Origin of the sequence: Halomicronema hongdechloris C2206, from assembly GCF_002075285.3 — a bacterium.
Classification (GTDB): Bacteria; Cyanobacteriota; Cyanobacteriia; order Phormidesmidales; family Phormidesmidaceae; genus Halomicronema_B; species Halomicronema_B hongdechloris.
Genome location: NZ_CP021983.2, coordinates 4,240,578 through 4,253,055 on the forward strand (window position 1 = coordinate 4,240,578; position 12,478 = coordinate 4,253,055).

Genomic DNA, 12,478 nt, shown 5'->3' on the forward strand with positions numbered 1-12,478 from the left:
CCTCACCAAATGGTGCGAATCGCAATTATCACCCGATTTGACACCCCATGACGAAACGTTCTTTGCTTCAACGCACAGCCGTCCCTGTTGGGCCTGGTGGTCTGCGTTAGCGGGCGGCATCAACTGGGGGCAGGGGTCAGCGCCCCGACTAGGCTGGCCCAAACCGAGTCTGCCGAGTTGTTTTACCGCGTCGACGGAGAGCCGATTCCCCTGCAGTTGCAAGCAGATGCGATCGCAGTGGTCTTCACTGAGCCACCGGCGGCTCGGGGTCATCCCCCCATCCCCCTCTACCGGCGACTCCAGGCCGACCTACAGGGCACTCGGGGCGACGCCGTCACCGTGCACCCCGTGGGCACCGACTACGCCATCGTCACCCTGCCCAGGGGCAGTCGCTCTAGTCGCAGCACCCTGATCGAACGGGTGCAACGGCCCTACGTCGATGCCATTTTGCCTGTCCTCAGTTGTTGCGATCGCAACGAGCAGATTCTGCTGCCCAACGAAATCATCGTCAGTTTTGAGCCAGATACTACTCCGGCCCAGCGGCAAGTGATCCTGGCCGCCCAGGGGCTCACCGCCATTCGACCGCTGCAATTCAGTGACGACCGGGTCCTGGCGCGGCTTATAGAACTGGATCACGACACCGCCGTATTGACTGCCACCGAGCGGCTGCATGCCACAACCGGGGTGCGATCGGCCACTCCCAATTTCATCCAGGTACGGGCACCCCTGGAGCCGCCGATGCAACCGCCCCTCTCGCCGTCACCGGCCCAGTTTGCCGCCCGATCCCGTCGTCCGGCTAATCTGAGGACCCTAGCCTGGTACCTAGATAGCACCAGGCTGCACCCCAACCTAGAGAACCGGGGGGTGAAGGCCCCGGCCGCTTGGACCCTGGGCAGCCGGGGCGAGGGCATTACGGTGGCGGTGCTGGACACCTTCACCCAATGGGATCATCCGGCATTGCAAACCAATACCTATGAGCTGCCCGCCCCATGTCCGTCGGCTTGGCCCGAGAAACTCGCGGCTGGGACTTTGTCGACGATGACCCCGATACCCGCATCGAAGCCGACGAGCTGGCCATTTTGCGGCCCCCCTTTCAGAGCACGTTTACTTTGTCCGATGCAGCCCTGCTGGCGCAGCATGACCCCTGGGTCGCCCGGCTCAGACAGGACCATCCAACGGCAACAGATGCCCAGATTGCCGCCCATATTCGCCGACCAGATCCAGGCGCAGGTGGTCAATGAGTTTCATGGCACCCAGGTGGCCGGGGTGATTGCCGCCCATGGCCAGAGCGATACCGCCTTCACCGGCGTGGCCCCGGCGGCCAGGATCTTGCCCGTCCGGATTGGGGATATTTCCAGTGGCCCCATGCTGGCGGCCAGCGTTGAGGCGATTGCCTACGCGGCTGAGCGCGGAGCCGATGTGATCAATATGAGCTGGGGCATGCTGCCCGCCACCGAGATCGCGGCTGTGATCACCCAGGCGCTGGAAGACAATCCCGACCTGGTGATAGTGGCGTCGAGTGGCAATTTTGGCGACGGGGAGGTCTCGTTTCCGGCCAGCCTACCGGCGGTGGTGGCCGTGGGGGCCTCGACCCTAAATGGCCATCGGGCTCCCTATAGTAGCTTTGGGCCAGGGCTGACGCTGGTAGCCCCCGGCGGGGTGATTCAGTCGCACCCAACCAGTGGCATCTTAACCACGGGGGGAACGGTGACCCCGGGATTTTGGCAGGGGATGCCGCTACCGACGCAGCCCTGGAGTTGGACCCAAGATCCCCAGGGAACCTACATTTGGACCCAGGGCACCTCCTTTTCCTCCCCCATCGTCGCGGGCATTGTGGCGTTGATGCAGAGTGCCGATCAGGATCGGAGCTTAAGTCGCGATCGCATCGTTGAGTTACTCACCGCAGCCGCCAGCCATGGGCCACTGACCCTGACGGATGAGGAGCGAGACCGCTATCAAACCCTGGCGACCCAGACCAACACCCCAGCCACGGCACCAGCGCTGACCTACTTTTTCGGCAGCGGGTTGGTGGATGCCGCCGAGGCGGTGCGCCTGGTGCAGGCAACGGACTAAAGGCCATTGCCGATGAGGATAAACGGTGCCCAGTGGTAGGGATGCTCCAACCCAGTAGTCGCCAGAGGCTGGCCATCGCGGGATTCGATCACAATGGAGGCCCGCGACGCCGCCAGGCGGGTTTCGGTTTCTTCGTCGTAGAGCAGGCTGAGCTGGGCCTGACGCAGGGCTTCGGCTTTGGTCAGTTCCCCAGAGGCCAGTAGCTCATAGAAGCGCTGCATCAGCAGGCTGGTGCTGTCGTCGTTGACAGACCACAGCGAGGCAATCACCGTCTCGGCCCTGCCCTTCTCTAAAAAGTAAGAACTGATGCCGGCAATCTCGGTACCATCGCCTGCCGGTCCCCCTAAGGCGGTCTGACAGGCAGAGAGCACCACTAAGTGCAGATTACTCAACCGTCGATGCATGGCCTCGATATCGTCAATCTTCAGGGGTTCCCCATTGCCCAAGAGAATAAAAGACTCTTCGGCGCGACCTGGTACGAAGGCGGCATGGGTGGCCAGGTGCAGCACTCGATGGCCACGTACCTGAGCTTTCAGGGTATCCAGGGTAAAGTCATTGTTGAGAAACACCTGGCCCGGATAGATACCCGCCGGGTCAGTCGCATCACTGCGAATGATGGCATCCAATTCGGCATCGACCGCCGGCAGGGGATTGAAGTCGGCCACAGCCTGCGTCAGCCCCAGCCCCAACACCTGGGATTGCTCAATGTCAGCAAGGCGGTCTTCTGTATCGGTCAGCCCCGGCGCCAGCACCGTGGAGATGCGGTAGCGCTCCAGCAGATACTGCTCCCCGTCGTAGAGGGCCGCCATCGGGATGTAGCGGGTAACGCGGTCATTGACGAAGATCAGATGATCGATGTCGTTGGCGGCCAGTTCTGTTTCCAAGGGCCGAATGATCCAGTCGTAGAGTTGCTGGCTGGTGGCTTGCAGCTCTGTCAGGGTGCCAGGATTGCCCGTCTTCAGCAACTCCCCGAAGCGCTGCACCGTACTCGCCAGTTCCCCCTGGGACACTGGCACCTCCACACTGCCGATGACGTTGCCGGCCGCGGCCCACACCAGCCACAGCTTGTCTTCCAGCACGAAGGGATAAATCAGCACCGCCTGTTCACCATCCTGGGTATAGGCATTCAGCAGTTCCTCCGCTTCGCCGCTGAGATTATCGGGATCTACAAAGACCTCATCCTCGGCCCGGTTCGCTCGAACGGCAGCCTCAAACTCCTCGACTTGCTGGTTGTACTGGGCGGTGAGGGCCTCAAGCTGGTCGTAAAGGCTGTCCAGTTCGGCGCAGGCGCTGCCTTCACAGGCGATGACTTCGCCACCGAGGGCGACCAGGCTACCGTGGGCGTCGATGACGTCCTGTTCCGGGTCAGTGTACTGCAAGTCGCCACCGGTCCAGGTGGCGCGGGTGGTTTCAGTAAACTCGCGCAGTTCTTCAAGTTTGAGCAGGTCAAGGACTTGTTGGGCTTCTGGGATGCGGCCCTGTTCGAGCAGGAGGTCGGCCAGGAGGCGGTAGTCATCAGCGATGGTGTTGGTATAAGCTTCCTGCACTTCAGTGTCGAGACCCTGAATGTTGTCACGAATAGATTCTCGAATCTGCACTAGGGCTTTGAGGAAGATGATGGCCAGCTCCGGCTGACCTTGGTCATTAAGAACGCGACCTAGGTTACTGAGAGCGTCTCCTTCCCCAGCAATATCTTCGATGTCGCGGGTGACGGCTAGCTGCTGCTCGTAAAAGTTGATGGCCCGCTGGGGCTGACCCAACAGGCGGTGGGTATCACCCAAAGAGCCTAGCAACTGTCCCTCCTCAGCCCGATTTCCCGCCTGGCGAACGGCCACCAGCCGCTGCTGATACAGGTCAATCGCCCGTTGATGCTGTGCTTCGGCGGCTTGCTGATACTGGGGAAAAACGCTGTTCAAATCATCCAGATTGGCTCCCTCCCTCGCCTGAGCGAAAATCTCCTGGACGATAGCGATGTAGCGCTCCAAGATGCTCTCCGCCTGCCTGAGTTGTTCGATGTCTTGCTCGGAGATTTGTGTCCCGCCTAGACCTTGTCCGTCCTCCACTAGCGCCAGAAACTCATCGATAATTGCCAGCGCTTCCTCTGCCAGAAGTATGCTTTCCTGATAGTTCTGGAGTCCGATATGGGTCTGAACCAAGCTGGATAGGGCAATAACTTCATCTGGAAGACTGTCGAGTTCACGGGCAATGGCCAGGTATTGTTCGTAGTATCTCAGGGCTTGTTGATAGTCTCCCAATTTGAAGTAAACATTACCAAGCTTGCCTAGATTTTGGCCTTCCTGTTGGCGGTTATTGAGATCGCTGGTAATGGCCAGCCGTTGCTCGTAAACATCAATGGCCTGCTCATAGTCCCCCAGGGAAAAGTAGGCCAGGCCCAGGTTGCCCAGAGCATTCGCCTCCCCCTGACGGTTGCCAAGCTTGCGATAAAGGTCTAGGACCTGCTGCCAAGACTGTAGCGCCTCACGAAACTGGCTGACTCGAAACTGCTGGAGGCCAATGTCGAGGAGCCTATCAGCCTCCACATTTGCCTGACTTGCATCGCTAAGGATGGGAGCCGCTTGCTCCGGTGAGGTGTCAACTACTGTAAGGGAATAGCGCCCACGGGAGCTTTCGTCGAAACCGTTCGCCCAAATGGTATAGATACCATCAGTAGGCAGCGTTAGGGTAATAAATGAGTGATAGTTGCCTGCCTCAGTATCAATATCATTGTTTCTGGCGAGTTCATCGCCTTGGTTATCTAAGATCAGCAAAAACGTATCAAACTCAACGCTTTCTAAAGTGATGGCAATAGTCTGTCCTGCGTTGCCGTCGAAGGTGTAGGTGTCATATAGGCTGCCATCGTTGAGAGTGTCGTCGCCTGCTTCTAAAACGCCTTCAACCTCTAGCAGCACAGTCGTGGTTTCGTCAGCTTGCTTAGTTTGCCTCATCTGACGACTCAGGGGCTGAGGCTCCTGAGCCACGCCTGGGGCTTGCATTGCAGGGATGATGAGGGCTGTGGCCGTAAAGAAACCGAGCAGCTTGGCAGAGTAGAGCATGAGCGCAGTCATCCAAAGCTTGGGGTTGACACCAGGATATATGTCTCGGCGGCAAGGACTTATTCAGGTTCAGGCAAGCTTTGATAAAGAGACACAGATGCCAGGCAGCCTGACGTACTCATATCATTCAGGCGACGGATGAGATCTCGTTACCTGTGCCAAAATCCGTAAACTGTCGCACCTCCGGCTCATGGAACGCCAGCACAATATCTTGCTTCGGCACGCCTAGATCCACAAGTTGATTAGCAATCCCTGTTTCAGTGCCATCATGCTGAATCCAGATTTGGCCCCCTTTGATGTCGAGGTGAAGAATGCAGCCAAAATCCCGTTTGGTGCCTCGCCATCCCACATACAGCAGTTGATAGTGATCGCGCTCAGTATCAAACAGCGTCTGTACCTCATACTCTGGCCAGCGGTGCTGGGCGCTGACCTGCTCAGCCCGCTGCGAAATTAATTGCTGGATATATTGCCGATACAGCTCTACAGCCATTTTGCGATCGCCTCCTGCTTAACATCGTAAACCAGTAACCTCAGCTGATACTTTTCTACTGCTGTGGCAATAAATTCGGCGTTGAAAAAAGCTTTCGTAGACGGCTAGCCGCACGGCTAAATAGAGATGTCGATTGGGCTCAACTACTGCCAAAGCATCGCGATAGTTGAGAAACTGTCCCAAGGCAGTGTGAAATTCTGACACATTCGACGGGCTGAGAAAGCTTTTCACCTCTACCGCAATTTTGCGATCGCCCCAATCTGCCGCTAATAGCTTTTCGGCTGCCAGATCAATCTCAAAATCTACATCATCGACGTTGATTTCATAGGGATCTGCCGTAATTTGCCACCCCTCCTTTTCCAGGGCAGTGCAGATGACCTAATGAAACCGATCCCTTACCATATGCAGGAACTCATCTGGCAGATTAGTGTCCAGTGACTTATTCACCGTTGTCTATGCCCATGCGATCCCGAACCCAACCGCACGCTTCCCACGGACGCTGGAGGGTATCGCTAAGATATCAACATGTTTGTTGTCTTTAATCAGCGATGACCACCCTGCCCCGGACTGAACCCATCACCCTGGAACTCCCTGCCCTGCCTAGGGCAACCCTGGATGAGTTGTACCACTTTCTGCAATATCTTCAGTTCAAATATCAGGTGGATCTGGAATCGGGCCTGAAAACCCTGGAAGATGAGATGGACAACTTTGATGGCGATGCGGCCCTGGCAGAACCCGGAGCAATCTCTCTAGCCCATCTGAAACAGGAATTGGGGTTGGAGTGACGTATCAAGTTTTCATCCAGCCCGCCGCCCAAAGACGTTTAAAGAAGCTGCCTGTTCCAGTGCAGCGAAAACTGGTGACCCTCATTGAGGGTCTGGCAGAGGAGCCGAGACCGTCTGGTTGCAAAAAACTGAAAGGACGCGAAAATCGCTATCGGGTGCGCTCGGGCGATTATCGGGTGATCTACAGCATTGAGGACACTGCCCTGATTATTCGGATCATCAAAGTGGGGCACCGACGGCATCCGGAAAGGTTTCAGGATATTCAATCGTCAACTTTAGGGACATCGCAGTTAAATCATTCCATCCTGGGTTGATCGTAGCCGATACTGCTGGGTCGTAGGAGCTTATTCACGTTTAGACAAGCCTTGAAAAGGGGGAGAAGTTTTGAATTTTGAGTGGAGGGTAAAGGAAGAATGAGAGGGGCAGGGACAGGGAACCAGGACGTGGCTGAGGCTTTCGGGCAGAATGGAACTAGAGTGCTCTGCCTAGATTTTGGAGCGGGGGGTTGTTTGGCCAGGTCGATGGCCCTGCAGAGCCGGTCTAGCCCCTCTGGGGCGGCTTAGCCCATGACCATCGCCTCGCGGTGAAGACTGCAACGCTATCTGCCTGGATGCCGGGACGCTGCCATTTTTTGGCGGAACCTATAGACTTTTCTCTGGGGAGCAGCCATTTTTAGCGGGGACGGATCTATTTCTAGGCGGGACCCATAGACTTTTAGGCGGGACGCAGCCATTTTTTCGTGGTCCTTCTCTATGGCTGAGCAGGACTCGTAGATTTTTGAGTCACCCTGCCCCCTGGGCGCCTCAGTCCATCGGAACATGGCTGGAGAAGACATAGATCCGCTGGGTTTCGAGTTGATCGGCTAGATGGGAGGGCTGCACACCGGTAGGATCGCGCTTGAAGAGTTGTCGCTCTAGGCGTACTTGCAAGCTGGTGAAAGGGTCACTGCCGGTGGATACCATAAATTCCAGCTGGGCCAATTGCGGCCACTGCAGCACCTGATCTAGGAGATCTAGGGCGGCACAGACTTGGGGATGATCGCTCTGGCGATACCAGTCTGTTGCGATCGCATGCGGTTGATCGAGGCCCAAATGCACAATCAGCGAAGCTTGGCTAAAGAGGGCAATGGCCACCGAGCGGGCTTCTTCTTGCACCACTAACTGCCGGGCCTTGGCCAGGTAGCGCAGCTTTTCCAGCCACTCATAGCGGGTTTCTACCGGCACCGGTTCTTGCTGCCAGTGCAGGGCGACGGTGAGCAAGTAGGTTTGCAACAGCAGATGACCCAGTTTTTTGGCCTTGGTGGCGAGGTAGCCAGAGTTGTAGGTAGTGGCCTCGATCAGCAGGGGGACGCGGTCGACCATGGCCAGGCCATAGCCCTTCAGCCCGGCAATCTTGCGGGGATTATTGGTGATCAGACAAAACTGCCGCACGCCAATGTCATTGAGGATCTGGGCACCGATGCCATAGTTGCGTTGGTCGATGGGCAGGCCTAACTTTTCGTTGGCTTCGACAGTGTCGAGGCCACGGTCTTGCAGGGAATAGGCTTTGAGTTTATTGATCAGGCCAATGCCACGGCCTTCCTGTTTCAGATAGACGACCACCCCGCGCCCAGCCGTTTCAATCATTTTCAGGGCGGCTTGCAGTTGCATGCGACAGTCGCAGCGGAGGGAGCCAAAGGCATCGCCAGTGAGACATTCGGAATGGACCCGGACCATGACGGTTTGATCAGTGAAGGTGGCCGGGTTGCCTTTCACCAGGGCCACATGTTCGGAGCCATCCAGTTGATTGCGGTAGGCATAGATTTGAAAATGACCAAACTGGGTAGGCAGGTCGGCGACGGCCTCGCGGATGAGGAAGCGTTCGTGTTGGAGTCGGTAGCTAATCAGATCGGCGATGCTGATTAGCTTCAGGTTGTGGGTCTGGGCGTAGTCGATCAGCTCTGGCAGGCGAGCCATGGAGCCGTCGGGGTTCTGAATCTCACAGATGACACCAGCCGGATAGAGCCCGGCTAAGCGAGCCAGATCGACGGCAGCTTCAGTGTGGCCGGCCCGTTTCAGCACACCGCCCTCTTTGGCGCGTAGGGGAAAGATGTGACCAGGACGGCGTAAATCGCTGGGGTGGGCACCGGGATTGATCGCCACCTGGATGGTGCGAGCCCGGTCTTCGGCAGAAATGCCGGTGGTGACGCCCCAATGCTGGGCGGCATCGATGCTGACGGTAAAGGCCGTCTGCTCGTTTTCGTCTTCGTAGCTACTCTGGCTGACCATCAGGGGCAAGCCCAGTTCATCTAGGCGCTCGCCGGTCATGGCCAGGCAGATCAGGCCCCGGGCCTCGACGGCCATGAAGTTAATCAGGTGGGGCGTGGCAAATTGGGCGGCGCAGATCACGTCGCCTTCGTTCTCGCGGTTTTCGTCGTCGACCACGACGATGGCCCGTCCTGCAATGAGGTCCTGTAGGGCCGCTTCGATGGCATCGAAATGGCAGGTCGGGACTGGCTCCGGCGTCCCGGCGGCGGACGCCGCTGATGTAGCGTCGTCGGTTGGTTCGAACACAGCCCCCATACGTGTTAGCGTTTGACTACTATATTGAGTATCTTGTCTTGATTGTAAACCTCGTCCCTGCCTAGATCTGGAGATTTCCTGCCGAAGGGAAGGCTGAAGGCTGAAGGCTGAAGGGGAAATACCTGAACAAGGCTGCCTTTTGGCTCTGGTCAATCGGCGCTAGGGGGTGAGATGGTAGCAGTTAATTCTGGCGATTAGTATTACAATGCTGCATCTAGGGCACAGGTCTTGGCGGTCTCGACCATTGCTGTCGCGAAGTAAGAGTCTTTAGGTGTCATGGGCGATTCAGCATCAGAGAAGGTATCGGTCGGCATTGTTGGGGCCTCTGGCTATGGCGGGGTGCAGCTGGTGCGTCTGTTGCTGGAGCATCCCCAGGCCGAGATTGCCTACATTGGCGGCAATAGTAGTGCTGGCAAGCGGTTTGCTGAGCTCTATCCCCATGTGGGTGGGCATCTGTCCCTGACGGTAGAGGCGATTGACCTCGATGCGATCGCACAGCGCTGTCAGGTGGTCTTTTTATCGCTGCCCAATGGATTGGCCTGTGAGATGGCCCCGACGTTGATTGAGCGGGGCTGCAAAGTGCTAGACCTGTCGGCAGATTACCGCTTCAACGACCTAGGGGTATACCAGGCCTGGTACCGGGTAGCGCGCCGAGATCAGTCCCTGGCCGCCACCGCCGTCTATGGATTGCCAGAACTCTATCGCGATCGCATCCGTACGGCTCAGCTGGTGGGATGCCCCGGCTGCTATCCCACCGCCAGCCTCCTAGCCATTGCCCCCTTGATCAAACAGGGGCTGGCCCAGCCAGACAGCCTGATTATCGATGCCAAATCTGGCACTTCGGGCGGGGGGCGCACCGCCAAAACCCACCTGTTGCTAGCAGAGGCCGATAATTCCCTAGCGGCCTACAGCGTGGCCCGCCATCGCCATACCCCCGAGATCGAAACCATCTGCAGTGACCTAGCGGGCCATGACGTGCTGGTCCAGTTCACGCCGCACTTGGTGCCCATGGTCAGGGGCATTCTGGCGACGGCATACGCCACCATGCGGGATCCGGGCCTGGTCCGGGACGACTTACTCACCATTTATGCGGCCTTCTACCGCTCAGCCCCCTGGGTGACGGTGCTCCCCAATGGCACCTATCCCCAAACCAAGTGGGCCTGGGGCACAAATCGTTGCTATCTCGGCGTCGAGGTCGACCCTCGCACCGGCCGTGTCATCGTCATGGCCGCCATCGACAATCTCATGAAAGGTCAAGCGGCCCAGGCCATTCAATGCTTTAACCTGATGTTGGGCTTCGATGAAAGTCTGGGGTTACCCCGACTCAGCTTTTACCCTTAATCATGGCTGCCGTGGTTACTGGGACCCTTGACTGGGGTGAGGGGCCTCGCCAGGACTAATCCAGACGATCTGCCGTTCTGAGGGCGTGGTCCAGCCGCTCTGCTCCTGCATGATCTGGGTTGCCTGGGCCGGATCGAAGTGGCGACTGAACTCGGCCTGCAGGGCAGCCATATCCGCTTTGGTGGCTCGCAAGGCCGAGTTGACTTGCTGAAATTGCTGCCGTTGGGCCTGGTAGTGGGGCACTAGGCGGCTTAGGGTAACCACAGCCACCGTCATCAGGAGGCCATTGATGGCCAGGGTCGCCGTCAACTCCAGCGTATGCACCAAACGGCGACGGGGACGCGGCAGCGGCGAACGGCGACGACGCCGGGAGATGGGTGATGCGACAACGCCCGTAGCGGTGGGGGACTGAGCTGCATGCATAGGCAAACCTGCCACGACAGTTGCCATTGTAAGCGGCTATCGTAAATTCTGTAGACGTTATTCCCGGAAAAAAGCGCTCTGGCTCTCCAGTTCGCCGCCATATTCCGCCAACTGGTGCTGCTGGCGACTAAACCGCTCTAACCATGTCTAAACTATGCATATTAAAAGGGAACCCCAACCCTGGAGTTCCCGCTTGAAGTAGCACGCTTTCTGTAGTGCTTTTAGGGATTTATGGCGTTAACGCGCTGTGGCCTAGACGTCGCCGCCGACAATCCCTCTAAAATCACTTTATTTGTATAGCTCGGTCGACAACCGGAACGCTAGGATAGCCGGTACCAGGGCAATGACTAGAGCGACAAAAACCTGAGTCTCTGAAAGTGTCATGGTTAACAACCCCCAATCTATGGTGACAACGATTTATTGTGAACCTTTTATTGTGAACCTTATGGTCAAGTCCAGGCCTAGAGTGTTCACTAGCAAAAAGCTCCAGATCTCGAGCTGGACTTGGTATAGTCTTTATTCTTGACCAAGACGGTCTCTCCCACCCCGTCCGCCTGAGCATCTGTTACATAGCGTAATAACTAGCGTAATTACTTTGGACACCACTCGCTCCCTGCGTACCACGTTTGAACGCCAACTGCGCCGAGTCCAGCGCGATGTGCTGCGCATGGGGGCATTGGTGGAATATTCTTGCATTTTGGCCCGGGAAGCCCTTTGCGATCGCAACCTAGACTCTGCCCAACAATTAGTCGCCCACGACAAGCAAATCGACCAGTTCTATCGCCAGATCGAACTAGATTGCATCAACCTGCTCACCTTGCAGGCACCCGTCACTCAAGACCTGCGGCTCATCAGTGCCTTCATGCAGCTGGTGCGAGACTTAGAGCGCATCGGTGACTATGCCCAAGACATTGGTGAAGTCGCCATTACCCTATTCCCCTACCCGCCCCATCCCTGCATGGACCGCATTCAAACCATGTTGGATCGCTGCCGCTCCATGGTGGCCATGAGCCTAGTGTCCCTGTCCAACCTGGATGCAGAGCGGGGGCTAGAAATCAAGCAAAAAGATGATGCCGTCGATGCCGACTATGCCGACCTCTATCGTTTATTGGCCCATCAGCGAGACCTGCCGGGCCTAGTGGAGCCTATCGTCTTGCTGGTGCTGGTGATTCGGTACTTAGAGCGTATCGCCGACCACGCCACCAACATTGGCAAACGGGTCGCCTACATTGTGACCGGCGAACGCACCTAAAACGCCCCTAAGGAGAACCAGCCGGAGGAGTCCTGGCCAAGGCGAGTTTATTTTGAGTTTTGTTGAGCGACGTTGAGTATTCTTTCCTAAGATTGACAGCGGCGTTTGACAGAGTTCTATGTATTGAGAAACTATATGATAAAAGCATCTGCTGTTCGGGCCTACCCGTCGCGGGCCATTGGCACCTGAGATATGCACAGAGCGGTCTACCTGCAATCTGTCGCTATATCTGCTGGTCTGGCCAGGGACGCGTTAAGGTAGGGCAGGAATATCCTCTATCATGGCGGTTAAACCAGGGTCGACTCAGATCTGCGCTCGGCCTCAGGTCAGGTAGATGTTCCTAAAGCACCGAGGTTTTGGGAGCAAGCTGCACACTAGTTCGCCACCGATAGTGGGAGACGCGGATTTTCTGTTGTACGAGCCGGTTCGGTGTCCGGTGCGCTTGGTGACTAGTGATTTACACGTCGCCCTCAGCCAAAGCGGCCACCCTGGGCTTCATT

General features: G+C 57.1%; 10 protein-coding genes and 1 pseudogene. 5 read left to right on the top strand and 6 right to left on the bottom strand.

What is annotated here, in order from left to right; all coding sequences use genetic code 11:
• Positions 1–96: 96 nt before the first annotated feature.
• A complete protein-coding gene (locus XM38_RS19230) occupies positions 97–2,073 on the top strand; it encodes a S8 family peptidase (RefSeq protein ID WP_137455179.1) in 1,977 nt (658 codons plus the stop codon).
• Here the strand turns inward: XM38_RS19230 and XM38_RS19235 are convergent.
• The 3 genes and pseudogenes from XM38_RS19235 to XM38_RS29140 all read right to left on the bottom strand — a co-directional run bounded on the left by XM38_RS19235 (position 2,070) and on the right by XM38_RS29140 (position 5,991).
• A complete protein-coding gene (locus tag XM38_RS19235) occupies positions 2,070–5,126 on the bottom strand; it encodes a CHAT domain-containing protein (protein WP_187329474.1) in 3,057 nt (1,018 codons plus the stop codon). The genes XM38_RS19230 and XM38_RS19235 overlap by 4 nt on opposite strands.
• A gap of 127 nt (positions 5,127–5,253) precedes the next feature.
• Positions 5,254–5,616, bottom strand: coding sequence for a XisI protein (locus tag XM38_RS19240; RefSeq protein WP_080809915.1), 363 nt, complete (start codon positions 5,614–5,616; stop codon positions 5,254–5,256).
• Positions 5,607–5,991: pseudogene (locus XM38_RS29140) on the bottom strand (XisH family protein). The gene XM38_RS19240 and the pseudogene XM38_RS29140 overlap by 10 nt, the downstream one beginning before the upstream one ends.
• A gap of 173 nt (positions 5,992–6,164) precedes the next feature.
• On the opposite strand from XM38_RS29140, the gene XM38_RS19250 reads away from it, so the two are divergent.
• Positions 6,165–6,401, top strand: a complete 237-nt coding sequence (locus tag XM38_RS19250; RefSeq protein WP_080809917.1) for a hypothetical protein — start codon at positions 6,165–6,167, stop codon at positions 6,399–6,401.
• The gene (locus XM38_RS19255) at positions 6,398–6,715 is read left to right on the top strand and encodes a type II toxin-antitoxin system RelE family toxin (protein WP_080809920.1); all 318 of its coding nucleotides are present in this window, start codon (positions 6,398–6,400) and stop codon (positions 6,713–6,715) included. Before XM38_RS19250 ends, XM38_RS19255 begins: the two co-directional genes overlap by 4 nt.
• A 489-nt stretch (positions 6,716–7,204) precedes the next feature.
• Here the strand turns inward: XM38_RS19255 and ribBA are convergent, their stop codons facing one another.
• A complete protein-coding gene (ribBA, locus tag XM38_RS19260) occupies positions 7,205–8,962 on the bottom strand; it encodes a bifunctional 3,4-dihydroxy-2-butanone-4-phosphate synthase/GTP cyclohydrolase II (RefSeq protein WP_080809922.1) in 1,758 nt (585 codons plus the stop codon).
• Positions 8,963–9,238: 276 nt separating this feature from the next.
• Here ribBA and argC point away from each other — a divergent pair, with 276 nt between their 5' ends.
• Entirely contained in the window at positions 9,239–10,303 is a 1,065-nt protein-coding gene (gene argC / locus XM38_RS19265; RefSeq protein WP_080809925.1) for an N-acetyl-gamma-glutamyl-phosphate reductase, read from the top strand.
• 15 nt (positions 10,304–10,318) lie between these two features.
• On the opposite strand, the gene XM38_RS19270 is transcribed toward argC, so the two are convergent.
• Positions 10,319–10,726, bottom strand: coding sequence for a slr1601 family putative cell division protein (locus XM38_RS19270; RefSeq protein ID WP_088430754.1), 408 nt, complete (start codon positions 10,724–10,726; stop codon positions 10,319–10,321).
• 288 nt (positions 10,727–11,014) lie between these two features.
• Positions 11,015–11,110: a photosystem I reaction center subunit XII gene (psaM, locus tag XM38_RS19275; protein WP_080809931.1), complete on the bottom strand. Its 96-nt coding sequence runs from the start codon at positions 11,108–11,110 to the stop codon at positions 11,015–11,017.
• A gap of 211 nt (positions 11,111–11,321) precedes the next feature.
• Between psaM and phoU the strand changes: the two genes are divergently transcribed.
• Positions 11,322–11,978, top strand: coding sequence for a phosphate signaling complex protein PhoU (gene phoU / locus XM38_RS19280; RefSeq protein ID WP_088430756.1), 657 nt, complete (start codon positions 11,322–11,324; stop codon positions 11,976–11,978).
• Positions 11,979–12,478 lie beyond the last annotated feature (500 nt).